General features: G+C 60.5%; 9 protein-coding genes. 4 read left to right on the plus strand and 5 right to left on the minus strand.

The window, feature by feature from the left end; all coding sequences use genetic code 11:
• Nucleotides 1–180 precede the first annotated feature (180 nt).
• Both H6650_03470 and H6650_03475 read left to right on the plus strand, forming a co-directional pair.
• Complete coding sequence (locus H6650_03470) at nt 181–1,815, plus strand: ATP-binding cassette domain-containing protein (GenBank protein MCB8951052.1); 1,635 nt, start codon at nt 181–183, stop codon at nt 1,813–1,815.
• A 218-nt stretch (nt 1,816–2,033) separates the two neighbouring features.
• On the plus strand, nt 2,034–2,264 hold the full coding sequence (locus tag H6650_03475) for a hypothetical protein (GenBank protein ID MCB8951053.1): 231 nt from the start codon (nt 2,034–2,036) through the stop codon (nt 2,262–2,264).
• A 91-nt stretch (nt 2,265–2,355) separates the two neighbouring features.
• On the opposite strand, the gene H6650_03480 is transcribed toward H6650_03475, so the two are convergent.
• The 4 genes from H6650_03480 to mtaB all read right to left on the minus strand — a co-directional run bounded on the left by H6650_03480 (nt 2,356) and on the right by mtaB (nt 7,540).
• Complete coding sequence (locus tag H6650_03480; GenBank protein MCB8951054.1) at nt 2,356–3,594, minus strand: MFS transporter; 1,239 nt, start codon at nt 3,592–3,594, stop codon at nt 2,356–2,358.
• Nucleotides 3,595–3,605: 11 nt separating this feature from the next.
• The gene (locus tag H6650_03485; GenBank protein MCB8951055.1) at nt 3,606–4,757 is read right to left on the minus strand and encodes a homoserine dehydrogenase; all 1,152 of its coding nucleotides are present in this window, start codon (nt 4,755–4,757) and stop codon (nt 3,606–3,608) included.
• Between the two features lie 184 nt (nt 4,758–4,941).
• The gene (locus tag H6650_03490; protein MCB8951056.1) at nt 4,942–5,709 is read right to left on the minus strand and encodes a hypothetical protein; all 768 of its coding nucleotides are present in this window, start codon (nt 5,707–5,709) and stop codon (nt 4,942–4,944) included.
• A 523-nt stretch (nt 5,710–6,232) separates the two neighbouring features.
• Entirely contained in the window at nt 6,233–7,540 is a 1,308-nt protein-coding gene (gene mtaB / locus H6650_03495; GenBank protein ID MCB8951057.1) for a tRNA (N(6)-L-threonylcarbamoyladenosine(37)-C(2))-methylthiotransferase MtaB, read from the minus strand.
• A gap of 546 nt (nt 7,541–8,086) precedes the next feature.
• Here mtaB and H6650_03500 point away from each other — a divergent pair.
• On the plus strand, nt 8,087–9,937 hold the full coding sequence (locus tag H6650_03500) for an aryl-sulfate sulfotransferase (GenBank protein ID MCB8951058.1): 1,851 nt from the start codon (nt 8,087–8,089) through the stop codon (nt 9,935–9,937).
• Between the two features lie 169 nt (nt 9,938–10,106).
• Here the strand turns inward: H6650_03500 and H6650_03505 are convergent, their stop codons facing one another.
• A complete protein-coding gene (locus H6650_03505; protein ID MCB8951059.1) occupies nt 10,107–11,285 on the minus strand; it encodes a hypothetical protein in 1,179 nt (392 codons plus the stop codon).
• A 207-nt stretch (nt 11,286–11,492) separates the two neighbouring features.
• Between H6650_03505 and H6650_03510 the strand changes: the two genes are divergently transcribed.
• A complete protein-coding gene (locus H6650_03510) occupies nt 11,493–13,955 on the plus strand; it encodes a penicillin acylase family protein (GenBank protein ID MCB8951060.1) in 2,463 nt (820 codons plus the stop codon).
• Nucleotides 13,956–14,001: the final 46 nt, after the last annotated feature.

Genomic DNA, 14,001 nt, shown 5'->3' on the forward strand with positions numbered 1-14,001 from the left:
TGACGCCACGCGGTCGGGCAAACTTACGGGCGTGCTTGCTGTCATCCTTGCAAGCGCATACAATCAGGGAAGATCGCTTCAATTTTTCACCAACGGCGCGAATGAGACAAACGAGTAGGAAGTCGGCGGACAGATTGTAGCGTGCCGGCATAACGCGCCGCGCGCGGAACAGGATAAAACGTGTTAACTTTAAGCAACATTTCTCTTTCTTTTGGCGAACGGACCTTGTTTAAGGACGTCAATTTGAAGTTTCTGCCCGGAAACTGTTATGGCTTGATTGGGGCCAACGGGGCCGGCAAATCGACGCTGCTGCGCATCATCGCCGGCGAAATTGAGCCATCCACGGGCGAGATTATCATTGCCCCGAATGAACGGCTGGCGATGTTACAGCAGGATCAGTTCGCTTTTGACGACTATTCCGTCCTGGAGACGGTGATCATGGGGCACAGACGGCTGCACCAGGTCTTGCAAGCGCGGGACGCTATCTACATGAAGCCGGATTTTTCGGAGGAAGACGGCCTGCACGCGGCGGACCTGGAGGCGCAGGTGGCGGAGATGAACGGCTACGAGGCGGAGGCGGACGCGGCGGCGCTGCTCAGTGGTCTGGGCATCACGGAGGATTTGCATGACCGGCAAATGGACGAGTTGGAGGCGACGCAGAAGGTGCGCGTGCTGTTGGCGCAGGCGTTGTTTGGCAACCCGGACATTCTGCTGCTGGACGAGCCGACGAATCAGCTTGATTTGAAGTCGATCCGCTGGCTGGAGGATTTCTTGATTGATTACAAGAGTACGGTCATTGTGGTTTCGCATGATCGCCATTTTCTGAACAACGTTTGCACGCACATCGCGGATATTGATTTTGGCAAAATCCAGATGTACGTGGGGAACTATGATTTCTGGTATCACGCGAGTCAGTTGGTGATGCAGCAGCAGAAGAATTTGCAGCGGAAACGGACGGATAAGATCAAGGAGTTGCAGGAGTTTGTGCGCCGCTTTAGCGCGAATGCGTCTAAGTCGCGGCAGGCTACCTCGCGCAAGAAGTTGATTGAGAAGCTGACGGTGGATGATTTGCCGGCATCTTCGCGCCGTTTCCCTTATGTTGATTTCCGCCCGGAACGCGCCTGCGGGCGCACTGTTTTGCAGGTGGAGGACCTGTACAAGACGGTTGATGGGGAGCCGCTGTTGTTCAATTTTAACCTGACGGTGAATCCGGGGGACAAGATCGCCTTCATTGGTCCCAATGACCTGGTGAAGACGACGTTGTTTGATTTGCTGGCGGGGGAGGATGAACCAGATGCCGGCACAATCAACTGGGGCGTGACCATCACCTACGCCTACTTTCCCAAAGAAAACGGACGCTTCTTCGATACCAGCCTCACCCTTGTCGAATGGCTGCGCCAATACTCCAGCGACGACAGCGAATCCTTCCTGCGCGGCTTCCTGGGGCGAATGCTCTTCTCCGGCGAAGAAGCCTTGAAGAAAACCAACGTCCTCTCCGGCGGCGAGCGGGTGCGCTGCATGTTGTCGCGCATGATGCTCAGCGGGGCCAACGTCCTCATTCTGGACGAACCCACCAATCATCTGGACCTGGAGGCGATCACGGCCCTCAACGATGGCCTGATCAAGTTCCCCGACGTGGTTCTCTTCACTTCCCACGATTACCAGTTTGTGGATACTATCGCTAACCGAATTGTGGAAATCACGCCTGCCGGCATAATCGACCGCGCCATGCGCTTTGAAGATTACGTCAACGACCCCGACATTCAGGCCATGCGTGACGAGTTGTACCAGCAGCACCTGGAACTGCGCCTCTAGCGGAAAGCGGCGGCTGCGTTGTTTCCTTACCGCTCCTTCAAACTGGCGCGGCAATTCGAGCCTTATTTCAGCGCCAGTCCTAATGGGATGTTCCATCACACCGATGACATTTCGCGGGCGATGGCGTGACAATGCGCACTTGGTGAAAACATCCGCCACGCCTAAACTACAGTCGTCATAAACCTTGTGCTGTCTTGTTTTCAATTGCGGAGATGAAAATGGCTGCTGAAAAATGGGTAACAATTGATTCGCAATTTTGCGAGATTATTCAGCGGGAGGCGGAGATTCAGGAACTGCGCCGCTTTCCGGCGGAGATGGTCCCGGATACGTTGGGGTATCAGGTGGTGGCGCACAAGTGTACGGCGGCGATTGAGTGTAACTTGATTGGCTGCCAGTGCCAGTGGGCGTACACGAATCCGTCGGTGGACCGCTTCGAGGCGCAAAAATAGGGGCGCGATTTGCGCGCTCTGGTGAAGAATGAGGGAAGAGGGGGAGATGTTGTGCCGGCATTTGCCGGCATTTGCCGCCCCGCCGCCACCATCAACCCGCGTCGTTATCGTCATCCTGCCCCGCCCATACCGCCTGATTCCCTGCCCCCTGGCTCAGCAACAGAACAATACTGGCCATGCCCACGGCAAAGCCGGTGAACATGGCCGTGGGCAAGTTGGCGCGGTCGGCCAGCAACCCTAACAGCAGCGTCAAGGGGAGCAGCCCCAGTAGCGACAGCGCCGCCGTCATGGCCCCCGCCCGTCCGGGCAGGCAGGCCAGCGACTGCGCGCGCACAATGGGCCAGAACATGGAGAGCAGGAACATCAAGGGGACCATCAGCAGGAAGCGGGGCCAGATGCCGGGGATGAACAGCCAGGCGGGAAACAGGAGCGCCACGCCCGCCGCCGCCAGCCGCAGCACTTGCCGCGCGGATGCCCGCTGTCGCCAGCGGTCCAGCGCCAGCAGGCTGACCATGCCCACAACCATTTCCAGGACGCGAAACACGCCTACGAGCGCCTGCGACAGGCCGACTTCCTCCGCCAGCCAGACGGTCTGGAAGTGGAAGGGGGTTTCTAGCAAATCAAAGGCCAGGGAGAAGAGTAGCCAGTAGCGGGCGGCGGGATGGGTGAGTACGGTGCGCAGGTTGGCGCGCATGCCCGCCAGCATGTGGCCGTGGCCATCCTCCGTCTCCTGGGAAATGCCGGCAGCCACGGGAAACCGGGTACGCAGCAGAAAAAAAGCGTAGACGAGGCTGGACGCGCCCAAACTGAGCAGCAGCCACCGCCACGGAAAATGGAGCCAGAAGGTGAACGTCACCAGCGCCGGCCCCAACAACGCCCCCATCGTGTCCAGCAGCGTGGCACGGGCAAAAATGCGGTCCGGCGCAGCGGGGTGCGCTTCCACCAGAACCACATCCCCCGTGTGCGCCAGCGGCCCCGACCCCAACCCATAGACGCCATAAGCGACGACGAGGAGAGCGAACGTCGGGGCCAGTCCCACGAGCATGGTGGAAACGCCGATGAAAAAGGCTCCCCAGGCCAGCAGCCGGCGCCGCGGCCACATGTCAATCAGCAGGCCGTTGATGGGTTCAACGATGGCGGCAACGTAGTTGAGGACCAGCGACAGGAGGCTGATCTGGGTGAAGGAGAGGCCGAGCAGGACGCGCATCGTAGGCATGAGGACGTCGGGCAGCCCACTGAGCAGCTCGTCGAAGAAGCGCGCGCCCAACCCCAAAAAAACCTGGCGATTCGTGACGCCATCGGCGCGGGGGATGGGCGGGAGTTTGAACATGCGGCACCCGGTCAGCCCATTTCCCGCGCCAGGTCGATCATGTCTCCTAACACGCCCGCCGCCGTCATCTCCAGTCCTGCGCCTTTGCCGGCAATCAACAGCGGCTCATCATCATAACGCCCCGTGCGGAAGCTGATGTACTTCAGGTTTGCCAGCGGGCTTTCCACGGGCACAGGCTTCAGTCCCACGCTGCCACGTCCGTCTTCCAGTTCGGCCACGTAGCGCAGCACCTCGCCCGCCGCCGCCGCCGCGTGGACGCGATCCTGCATGGAGCCGTCCATAGCTACGGCGGCGGCCATGAACTCGGTGACGGGCAGGTGGGCCAGCGCGGAGGGGTAGAGGGATTCCACGTCGATGTCTTTCTCTTCCAGCGGCCAGCCGGCCATGCGCCCCAGGATCATGATCTTGCGCATCACGTCCCGCCCGCCGAGGTCGTCGCGGGGGTCGGGTTCGGTGTACCCTTTCCCCTTGGCGGCGGCGAGGGCGGCGGAGAAGGAAATGCCGGCATCCATCCGCTGACAAATGAACCCCAAAGTTCCGCTCAACTGGCCTTCGATGCGCAGAATAGGGTCATTCGTGTCCAGTAAGTAGCGCAGCGTGGCGATCACCGGCTGGCCGCCGCCGACGGTGGATTCATGGCGCAGGCGGGGGTGATGGAAAAAAGGGCGCGCCGTTTCCCAGGGACCGGCGAGAGGCTTTTTGTTGGCGAGGGCCACGCCGTATCCCATTTCCAGAGCGGCGGTGAGGGTGGGTTCCATGCCCCCGGCCGCCGTCACATCCACCACAATCCCTCCTGCCAATCCCGCTGCCGCGGCTGCCGCCAGCACCTCCAGGTTGTCGGGGCGTTCCGCGCCCAGCGGCGCGATTTCGCCGCCTGCCACGGCTTTGCGCGCGCGCGCATGTTCCCGGGCCGTTTGCGTGTCGCCGGCCTTTTCCGGGGCCGGACGGCGGCTGGCGGCGCGTTTCGCGTCCACCGCGGCGGCGATTTCCGCCTCGGTGAGGCCGGCGGGCTGCCAGAGCCAACCACGGCTGTCAACAACAGCTACCACGTCGAAGCGGCAGCCGTTGCGCGCCGCCACACGCGCGCGGCTCTCCACAATTTGCCGCAGCAACGCCTGCCCCACGCCCCCCGCGCCAAAGAGAATAACGGGAATTTCCTTCATGTTTGCCTCGTTTGTAGAACGAACTTCCAGTTCGTTCGTCGCCATCGCGCGCCAAAAGCGTGACAAGACTGCTCCAATCTGACTCCCGCAAGGTAACGACTTAATCCGTTGACGGGGCCTGTCGAAAGCAACAAGGGCTTCGACAAGCTCAGCCCGCGAGAGGGTCCATCGTTACGCTGTAAGGTTAATTGATGGTGATCGGAATTTCTGGGGACAGCGAAATCCAGGGACCGCCGGCGCGGCAGCTATTGTAATCGGAGAAGCAGATGACCAGCCGCAGGGTGTAATTGCCGCGCTCGTTCAGGATGATGCGGTCGTCCGCCGCCAATCCGTTGACGGGGATGGCGTCGTTATTGCCGCCCCAACTGTGCTGATACCATTCAGGACGGTCAACGCCGTCTTTTTTGGGCATGACGCCCAGCGCGCCAAAGGAAACGGGCGCGCCCAATGTGTTGGCTATTTGGAATTCAAACCAGACGTCGCCGCCGGGGAAGAATTGGGAGCGATCTTGCAGGCCGAAGTAGGTGGCGGTGAGGCCGAAGGTGTCCACGGGTTTGGGCGTGGGCGGTACGGCGGTGGGCGGTACGGCGGTGGGTGGCACGGCGGTGGGCGGCGGGACAACGACGACGGGGACGGGGGTGTTGGTGGGGGCGGGGGTGGGTTCCGGCGTGTCGGTGGGGAGGGGCGTTTCCGTTGGTTCCGGCGTGTCGGTGGGGATGGGGGTTTCCGTGGGGGTGTTGGTGGGCAGGACCTCCAGGATGGGCGGTGGCAGGGTGGCGGCGGTGGTGGGCTGCGCGGCGATGGCGGTGGGTTGCGCGGTGTCGTTTGGGGCGGCGGTGGGTTCGCTGCCGGCACGGTTGTCTTGCAGCAGGATCCAGCCGCTGAGGCCGAGAATGGCGAGGAGGATGACCATCAGGGCAATAAGCCCCACTTTGAGACCTTTAGCATTCATTCGTTTTGTTTGTCCTTGTGTGCGAATGGAAGCGAACAGACGGGGAGACGTGTATGCTTCCGTATCTGAATCTGGTGAGTGACGGTCTCACACGGGGGGGTATTATGCAACGGACGGAGAATGCCGGCAAAATCGCACCCTTCTCCTTCTCCAACACCCGCGCCGCGCGTCTCTATTTCACACCCTGATGAGCCGCGCTGCTCCCCAAAACAAAAACCGCCTGTGGAAATCTTCCGTAGAAGACGCACAGGCGGTTTTTGCTTTTTGCCGTGGCACTATTTGCTCATCAGAGGAGATAGTGCCACGGCATGTTTAGCTAAATGACTACACATGCACACCACCTCCTCTTTTTTTAGGATAGCGGACAGGTTTTCCTGCAAATCAATGTTAACGATAGCGGGGATTATGGCATAGGTGCGGGATGCTGTCAACACGGATCGGCAAAATCTCATAATCCGTAGGTCATGCCTGGCAAGTCAGACGATGTTGCATCGTTCTGTGCCCTGTCTTCATTGCCGTTGAATCATTTCGCGGGTTGCGTTGCCAGGCTGGTAGCGCCTTGCATCCCGTCCGCCTGGGCGCTGTGCAGGCGCGTGGGCGTGACGCGATTGCCCAGGTCTTCCGGTCCATAGGCGACCACGCGAATGTAATTGTCTGTGTAGCCGACCCAGCGCAGGCCATCGTCATCCGCTCCCGCGACCGTTTCCCACAACACGGGACGCACATCCCCCTCATACTGGCGGTGAAATGCCTGGCCTAGTTCGTGGCCGAGGGCGATCATGCGCCGGCTGCGTTCTTTTTTGATGGCGGCGGGAATTTGGTGTGACATGCCGGCAGCAGCCGTCCCCGGACGCCGGCTATAACTGAACACATGCAGGCGGGAGAAGCCCACTTCGCGCACCAAATCCAGGCTTTGCGCAAAATCCGCTTCCGTTTCGCCGGGGAAGCCCACGATGATGTCCGTCGTCAGATTGAGGTGGGGAATGCCGGCCTGTGCAGCGGCGGTGAGCGCGCGGAAACCGGCCCGCCGCGTGCGCCGCGCCATGCGCCGCAGCACGCCATCGCTGCCCGACTGCAAGGGCAGATGTAGGTGGGGCATCAGGCGCGGATTTTGCCACAATGCGAAGAAGTCGGGCGCAATATCCCATGGCTCTAGCGAGGAAAGCCGCAGGCGAGGAATATCCGTATGCGTGAGAATGGCCTGTACCAGATCGCGCAGCCCAACCGGACCGCCCAGGTCGTGCCCATAGCTGCCCAGATGCACGCCCGTCAACACCGCTTCCTGGTAGCCTGCCGCGCGCAACGCCTGGATTTCGGCTACCACATCCCCCAGGTGGCGGCTCTGCCCCACGCCACGGGCGACGGTGGTGACGCAGAAGGTGCAGTGGTTGTCGCAGCCATCCTGCACTTTTACGAAGGCGCGCGTGTTGCCGCTGCTTCCGGCCAGGAATTCGCGCAGCACCGGTTCCTGCTCAAACAGGGGTAAATCGATGCGTGCTGTGGGAGCCAACATTGGCACGAGGTCGCTTTTGTCCTGGTTGGGGACGATGGCGGCGGTTCCGGGCAGGCGGGCCAGTTCGCGCGGGGCAAGGGTGGCGTAGCAGCCGGTGAGGATGATCTCCGCCGCTTCGTTTTGGCGGTGGAAGCGGCGCGTGAGGCCGCGGGCGTCGCGGGCGGCCTCGGCGGTGACGGCGCAGGTGTTGATGACGACTTTGTCCGCCGCGGTGGCGTCGGTGACGATCTCATGCCCCGCCGCCAGCAGTTGACGGGCCATTGTTTCGATTTCGCTCTGGTTGAGGCGGCAGCCGATGCTGTGGAGCAAGACTTTCATAAGCGTTTTGGCGGGTTGGTGAATGGGTTCATCTGATTCGCGCCCGATTGTAACGCAGGCGTTCTTGTTGGCAACCTGGCTCTTGGCGCGAATGCCGGCAAACCAACATCATAAATCCACCTCTACTGCCGTGCAGGGTGCGCGGAACATTCGTTGATAACCCGTAAGCCCGTAGCCTCTCACAGAAGTACGAGGGTACACAAGTTGTTTCCGCCCGAGTCGAGGGCGTCACCTCGGCGCTGCGCGCCTGGCGACGCCAGGGAAAAGCCCCGTAAAATTCTCCGCGCGGGGCGCGAAACAGTATTCGCCCCACAAAAATGACGGTGTCAACAAAAACCCCGCGCACCCTGCCGTGCAAAAGTGGTTGAATTTAGCCTCGGAACATATTATGATGTAGGCAACTGGGTGGGGATAAACAAACTCGGCGCGGCATTGTTCCCCTGCAATGGTGCGCCGGCCCGTATCATGACGACTGTGACGCAGGCAAGTGAGCGGGTTGGGTAGGCCAATCATCAGCCCAATCTCATACAATTGAGGAGAATCACCATGAAGAAGTGGATGATTGTTTTGCTCGTGCTGGGGTTGTTTTTTGCTGCGTCGGCGACGTATGCGCAAAGCCAGGAGGTCAACGCCCCCCAGACTGTCACCTTGACGGCGGATCTGCCTTCGGGGCAACCGGTGGGGACGGTGGTCACCTGGACGGTCACGGATGACATCGCCGACCCGGTGGATTACTGCTTTCGTTTTGGCCGATTAGGGGAGGCCATGCAGTTGATGGTGGATTACAGCGACAAGAACGTGTTTCCCTGGGCGCCGCTGGAGGATGGGGTTTATGTGGTGGAGGCCTCGGTACGCAATTTAGCCACGGGCGAGGTGACGGTGGTGACGCAGACGTTTGATCTGCTGCCGCGGGCGACGAGTACGCCGGTGGTGACGGCTATTGATCATCCACTGATCGCTCTGTACAGTGCGCCTGCCTGCGTGGTGGGCGGGGAGATGCGTGTGTTCTTCAAGCCTTTGGGTGGGGCGGCCGTGATGGCCACGAATGCAAAGCCGTGTACGGGGACGCACTCGATGAATTTTTATGTTGCCGGCATGAAGGCCAACACCAACTACGTCATCATGCACGAGATCACCAGCCCCAACCAGGACACCGTGTACGGGCCGTGGCGCTTTTTCCAGACAGGCAGCCTGCCCTACGCCTTTCCTAATCATCAGATCAAGAATCCGCCCGATGCCCAGACCAGCCTGGTGGAAGGCGTGTTGCTGGTGGGACCGGGGCCGAGCTTTGGGCAAGCGCCCGTGCCGCGTTTGCAGTACGCCACCAACCTCGTGGGCGATGTTATTTGGTACGACAGCACCGATTACGAATTGCAACCCAACCTGACGCGCCTGCTGCCCGGCGGCAATCGCCTCTACGACGTCTACGGCGAACGGCGCGGCTTTGTGCTGCGCGAGAGCGACCTGGCGGGTCGCATTGTGCATGAAACGACGGTGCGGCGCGTCAGTGAGCAGCTTGTGGCCCTGGGGTACTTCCCCGCCACCAGTTTTCATCACGACGCGATTCGCCTGCCCAACGGAGACACGGCGGTTTTGGGCAGCACGGAGCGTATCCTGGTGGATATGCAGGGAGAAGGACCCGTTGATGTATTAGGCGACTATGTGCTCGTGTTGGACCCGCAATGGCAGTTGAAGTGGGTGTGGGACCCGTTTGAGAAAATGGATACGGCGCGTATGGCGGTGCTCGGCGAACGTTGCCTGAACGAGGCGCCGGGCTGCCCCCCCGTGCTATTGGCCCCCATTGCCAACGATTGGATGCACACCAATGCTATCAGCTATTCGGCGGTGGATGGGAATCTGCTGCTTTCCGTGCGGCATCAGGACTGGTTGGTGAAAATTGACTACGCTGATGGCGGCGGCAGCGGCGACATCATCTGGCGCATGGGCGCGGAGGGGGATTTTGTGCCGGTGGCGGACGATCCGTCCCCCTGGTTTTCGCACCAACATGACGCCGATCTGATCGGCGCGGCGCAGAATCAAATTGTGTTGTATGACAACGGTAACACGCGCTGCCATGAGGCGCAGTCGCCGTGCAACAGCCGTGGCCAGGTGTGGTCGTTTGATGAAAACGGGATGACGGCCACGTTGGAGACGAATGCTGACCTGGGGCGGTATTCGATGGCTCTGGGCAGTGCGCAAGTTCTGCTAAACGGCAATTATCATTTTGGTTCAGGCATTGTGCTGCGACCGCAATTGCCGTTGTTTTTCAGCTTTGCGGACGAGGCGCTGCCGGACGGGAGCATCGACTACACGCTGCAAGGGGAGTATAGTGCGTATCGTAGCTACCGGCTGCGGAATCTGTACACGCCGCCAGGACAGGGGGAGGGGAATAATTAATTATTAGTAACGGCCAAGCCAGATTGGACCGATTTCCTCTGGTGAAAAGGGTCATTGCGCGCGTGAAATTGGTCCAATCTCCAAAGAGTGTTAGTCGTTACAATTGTTGAATGGGTGAATGGATAACAAACGGGGCGCTATGTTGACCATTCACCCATTTGAGTGGGGGTCATTCGTTGCGACCAAGCCAGGGGAGGAAAATCTGGTGCATGTCGGGCAGGACGCGCAGCGTGAGGGGGATGTCGGCGGGGCTGCCGTCGGTGACGGGGTTGGCGGAGGTGATTGTGAGTGTGGCGGTGTAGGTTCCTGGCGCAAGCAGGGCGGTATCCGCATTGATGGTGAGGAAATCTCCGGCGCTGCCTTGCGCCATTGAAAGCGTGGGGGTGAAGGTTGCGCCCGGCGCGATGGCGGCGGACCAGGTGTAATTGTCGGGGACGATAGTGATTTGCACGCTGCGCGGCGTGGCGGCGGCACTGCCTGAATTGGCGAGCAAGGTTATGCCGCCAGGCGGGGTGATACTCATTTCCGCCGTGACCAGGACGAGTTGGGCGTCGTCCCAGTAGACGTCGTTGTTGCGCACGGCCCACATGGGGTCGGAGAAGGTGTAGACGGTGAGGGTGTCGGCTTGGGCCACGGCTTCGACGATGAACTCGCCCCAGTAGTCGTACTGCTCGCGGGCGGGTCCCCAGATGATGTTGGTCCCTACGCCGTCCACGGGCCATTCGTCCCCGCCGAAGGGGTCGATGCCTACGCGCTGCATCATTTCGCCGAATTGGGGACCGGAGACGTAGTCGGTGTCGGGGATGGTGGGGGGATTGCTTTCGTAGTCTACCCATTCACCGGCGGACCAGGAGTGCCCCCAGACGCAGAAGCGGTAGGTGTAGCCGGGGATGACGGGAACTTGTTGGTAGATGCCGGCAATGTGCGTGCCGAAGAAGGAGAAATACTGCTGCGCCTGCGCGCCAGAATGCACCCGATCCCCCGGTCCGGTAGCGCCCTGGTCCCACAATTGTGCTGGTTTGTACTCCGGGTTGCGGTCGTAGTCTTGGGGCGTGCCCGATTTCCACCAGGGAGTCCAGTTGGCGGCCATTTGTGCGGTGGTGCAAATGCCGGCAGGACAGTCAGGATGCCCGTCGGGAGGAATATAGGCGCTGTATGGCCCTTCAAACGAAGGGTTTTGCAGCAAATTGGGGCCGAGATTCTCGCCCGTGCAGGCGGAAACGTCGTCGCTGACTTGCAAGGGGCGTGGTTCGGCGGGCGCGTGCGTGGCGGCGTTGTCCGCCGACGCCAGCGCCGCGTAACCGCTGAGGAGGAAAAGAAACAAGAAGAAGGGAAGTGACTTTTTCATCGGAAGTTTCTCCATGGTAACTACTAACGCTCTCTGGAGATTGGACCAATTTCACGCACGCAATGGTCATTTTCACCAGAGAAAATTGGTCCTATCTGGCTTAGCAGTTACCATTATTCTATGAACCCGTGCTAAAATGAGCGCCCAAGGGCGAGTGCTTGCACTCGTGACCCCCTCGCTTCTCATCACCTACATCAGGAGGAAAGTATGAATCGTCTGGCACGGGTTTTACTCATTTTGGTTTCGCTGCTCCTGGCCGTTGTGGTCGTGGTTGCCGGCATTCTCATCTATACCGTGCGCCGCCCCTTCCCCAAAACTAATGGTAACATCACTGTAACCGGGTTGCAGGCGGAAGTCAACATCTACCGCGACGAGTACGGCATCCCACACATCTACGCCCAAAATGCGGATGACCTTTTCTTTGCCGAAGGGTACGTACACGCGCAGGATCGCTTCTGGCAGATGGAGTTCTGGCGGCACATTGCCTTTGGCCGCCTCTCCGAAATGGTGGGGGACGCGACGCTGGATACGGACACCTTCATCCGCACGGTGGGCTTCAATCGTATTTCCGAAGCCACGCTGGCGATGTATGAGCAGGATCAACCCGAGGCGCTGCACATCCTGGAAGCGTACAGTGCGGGGGTGAATGCGTACCTGGCGCAGCACAAAGATGATTTTTCTCTGACGCAGACGCTGCTGGGGCTACAAAGCGAGCCGTGGGAGATTGAGCCGTGGACGCCGCTGGATACGATTGGTTGGGCCACGGTGATGTCCTGGGACTTGTCCGGGAACTGGCAGGGCGAACTGGCGCGGGCCGATTTGTTGCAGAAGTTGGGACCGGAGAAGACGGCGGAACTGCGCCCGTTCTACCCGGAAAATCGGCCCGTAATTGCGCCGGATGCGAAAGGGAATGCCGGGTTGCCCGTGCCGGCAGTGGTGGAGCAGGTCGATTGGTCGCGGGTGAATATGGGCGTTTTGGCAGGAATGCCGGCAAACGGCCTTGCCCTGGGTAATGGTCCTTTCGTGGGCAGCAACAACTGGGTCGTCAGTGGCGAACACACAGCCACGGGGATGCCCCTGCTGGCGGATGATCCGCACCTGAGCATCCAGATGCCATCTATTTGGTACGAAGTCGGGCTTCATGCGCCTGGTTGGGATGTGGTGGGCTTCTCTTTTGCCGGCACGCCCGGCGTCATCATCGGCCATAACAACAAAATCGCCTGGGGCGTCACCAACGTCGGCCCCGACGTGCAAGACCTCTTCATAGAAAAACTCAACCCGGACAACCCGGATCAGTACGAATTCGAGGGCGAATGGCAAGACATGACCATCATCCCCGAAGTCATCCGCGTCAACGGCGGCGACGACGTCACCGTAAACGTGCGTCTCACCCGCCACGGTCCCCTCATGAACGACGTTGTGGATGAACTGAGCAACCCCCTTGCCTTGCAATGGGCCACCGCCGAACCCTCCCGCCTGCTATTGGCTATCCTCGGGCTGAACCAGGCGCAGGATTACGAGGAATTCCGCGACGCCATGCAGTATTGGGACACGGCGGCGCAGAACACCGTCTACGCCGACGTGGAAGGCAACATCGCCTACCAGATGCCTGGGCGCGTCCCTTTGCGTAAAGCAGGCGACGGCACGGTCCCCGTCCCCGGTTGGACCGGCGAATACGAATGGGATGGCTGGATTCCCTACGAGGCGCTCCCCGCCCTTTACAACCCCGATTCCGGCTTCATCGTCACCGCCAACAACGCCGTCGTCGGTCCCGACTACCCCTACCTGATTGAAAAAACGTGGGCCAACGGCGACCGCGCCCAGCGCATCACGGACATGATCGCGGAAGTCATCGCCACGCGCCCCATCAATGCCGAGGACTTTGGCCGCATTCACATGGACAGCAAATCCCTCCTGGCCGAATCCTACGTGCCTCTGCTGACAGGCTTGAGCAGCAGCGACGCGGATGTGCAGGCAGCTTTGGAGCGGCTGCGCGGCTGGGATTTACAGGAACGACGGGACAGCGTGCCGGCAGCCCTGTTTGAAATTTTCTTCATGAACCTGGCGCGGGACACCATCGCGGACGACATTGGCGGCGACATCACCGATGGGCGCACGGACGCGGCCATCAGCTTCGTCTTCTTCCACAAACTGGCGCAGGAGCCAGACTCTCCCTGGTGGGACAACGTGAACACCGGCAGCCAGGAAAGCCGCGACGACGTGATTTTGCAGGCAATGGGCGAGACCATCGACTGGTTCCAGGACAATCTGGGCGGCAGCATGAACGACTGGACCTGGGGGCGCATCCACGACGCCACGTTTGTCAGCGATCCCCTGGGGCAAAGCGGCATCAGTCTGCTGGAGAGCATGGTCAACCGCGGCCCTTTCCCCGCGGATGGCGGCAGCAGCCTGGTCAACGCCACCGGCTGGAGTTACGGCGACCCCGCGCACGTCACCTGGCACCCCTCCATGCGCATGATTGTGGACCTGAGCAACCTGGACGACAGCCTCTCCGTGATCCCCACCGGGCAGAGCGGCCACCCGTACAATAAGCATTATGACGACGAAATTGCGTTGTGGCTCAACGGGCAGTACCACCCGATGCGGTTTAGCGAGGAAGCCGTGCAGCAAGCCGTGCAAGACCACCTGGTCCTGCAACCAGGTCCTTAGTGGCTGTCCGCAATTAAATTAGCGGAAATGTGCGGACAGCTTGTCA

Source organism: Ardenticatenales bacterium (assembly GCA_020634515.1).
Lineage (GTDB): Bacteria > Chloroflexota > Anaerolineae > Promineifilales > Promineifilaceae > JAGVTM01.

Bases quoted from the DNA above. Each gene is read 5' to 3' on its own strand.
- H6650_03480 (MCB8951054.1), bottom strand. From the start codon at position 3,594: ATGTTCAAACTCCCGCCCATCCCCCGCGCCGATGGCGTCACGAATCGC.
- H6650_03490 (MCB8951056.1), bottom strand. From the start codon at position 5,709: ATGAATGCTAAAGGTCTCAAAGTGGGGCTTATTGCCCTGATGGTCATC.
- H6650_03505 (MCB8951059.1), bottom strand. From the start codon at position 11,285: ATGAAAAAGTCACTTCCCTTCTTCTTGTTTCTTTTCCTCCTCAGCGGT.
- H6650_03475 (MCB8951053.1), top strand. From the start codon at position 2,034: ATGGCTGCTGAAAAATGGGTAACAATTGATTCGCAATTTTGCGAGATT.
- H6650_03485 (MCB8951055.1), bottom strand. From the start codon at position 4,757: ATGAAGGAAATTCCCGTTATTCTCTTTGGCGCGGGGGGCGTGGGGCAG.
- H6650_03510 (MCB8951060.1), top strand. From the start codon at position 11,493: ATGAATCGTCTGGCACGGGTTTTACTCATTTTGGTTTCGCTGCTCCTG.
- mtaB (MCB8951057.1), bottom strand. From the start codon at position 7,540: ATGAAAGTCTTGCTCCACAGCATCGGCTGCCGCCTCAACCAGAGCGAA.
- H6650_03500 (MCB8951058.1), top strand. From the start codon at position 8,087: ATGAAGAAGTGGATGATTGTTTTGCTCGTGCTGGGGTTGTTTTTTGCT.